Here is a 1,482-nt window from a genome sequence, read left to right as displayed (position 1 = left end):
AAGGTTCACGCCCGGCTTTTCTATGAGTTCGATCTCGAGACGCATATTCCGTCCGACCATCTTCTTCGAGGTATCGACCGCTTTCTGGATCTGAGCGATCTGCACGAGGAGGTGCGCGATTTCTACAGTCACACCGGTCGTCCCTCGCTCGATCCCGCGCTCATGATCCGGATGGTGGTGATCGGCTATGTCATGGGGCTGCGGTCCGAGCGGCGTCTTTGCCAGGAGGTTCACCTCAACCTCGCCTATCGCTGGTTCTGTCGGCTTGGGCTCAAGGACAAGGTGCCTGATCATTCGAGCTTCTCGAAACTTCGGCATGGCAAGTTCCGTGAAAGTGACATCTTCCGCGCCGTCTTCGAACGTGTGGTGGCCCAGTGCATCGCCCATGGCCTGGTCGGCGGCCAAGGCTTCGCTGCTGATGCCAGCCTGATCAGCGCCGATGTCCAAAAGCAGAGCTCCAGCCGTCAGGATGAATGGGACGCGTCCACGATCGATCCGACGGAGGCTCCGAGGGCGGTGCGCGAGTATCTCGACACGCTTGATGCGGAAGCCTTCGGCGCGGCAACGCCCGTCAAGCCCAGGTTCACGGCCCATGCGGATCCTGCCAGCCAATGGACGGCAGCGCGCAAGGGGCCTGCTTTCTTCGCCTATTCAGACAATTACCTGATCGACAGGGATCACGGGATCATCATGGATGTCGAGGCGATCCGTTCGGTGCGGCAAGCCGAGGTCGGCTCAACGCTCATCATGCTGGACCGCACATCCAAGCGCTTCGACATTCGCCTGGATTGGTTGGTCGCGGATACGGCCTATGGATCAGAAGAAAGCCTGGTCGAGATCGTCCTGAAGCGAAAAATCCTGCCCTTCATCCCCGTCATAGACAAAGGCGAGGGCACGGATGGCACCCTGTCTCGCTCCGACTTCACCTGGGATGAAGAGAATGACCGCTACATCTGCCCTGAAGGCAAGGACCTGCGGCATGCGCGGCGAAACCACTCCGATCCGGCGCGCCTATCGACCGAGATGAAGCCACGGAGGTATCGCGCTGTAAAAGTCGACTGCCAGTCTTGCCCGCTGAGGGCGCAGTGCTGCCCGAACAGCGAAACGCGCAGCCTGCAGCGCGGCAAGTTCGAGATCGTGCGGGACTTCGCCCGAACCTGCACAGCGTCACCTTTCAACGAGACGGCTATGAGACGGCGCAAGAAAGTCGAAATGCTCTTCGCGCACCTGAAACGCATTCTTGGCCTCACCCGTTTGCGATTAAGAGGGCCATTGGGCGTGAAAGACGAACTTACGCTGGCAGCGATTGCCCAGAACCTCCGGAAATTGGCCAAGCTCAACCCCGGGATGCCCCGAGCAACGGTGGTTGGCTGAAAACGCCAAAACGCGCGCGCCTCAAACAGGCAGGAAATTCCCCGACGGCCACTGCGCCGTCCCTCCGAGCAGCAAATCTCCGACGAGTTTTTCAACAGCATCAGCCCA

General features: G+C 59.9%; 1 protein-coding gene. It reads left to right on the top strand.

The genetic code is table 11. The features are described 5' to 3' along the window. The coding region (locus ACJJVR_RS05080) for an IS1182 family transposase (RefSeq protein ID WP_405402742.1) at nt 1-1,374 on the top strand (1,374 nt) is incomplete at its 5' end. Nucleotides 1,375-1,482: the final 108 nt, after the last annotated feature.

It is taken from the genome of Paracoccus sp. Ld10 (assembly GCF_045064235.1).
In the GTDB taxonomy this organism is placed as follows: Bacteria; Pseudomonadota; Alphaproteobacteria; order Rhodobacterales; family Rhodobacteraceae; genus Paracoccus.
This window is presented reverse-complemented; position numbering and strand designations above follow the sequence as displayed.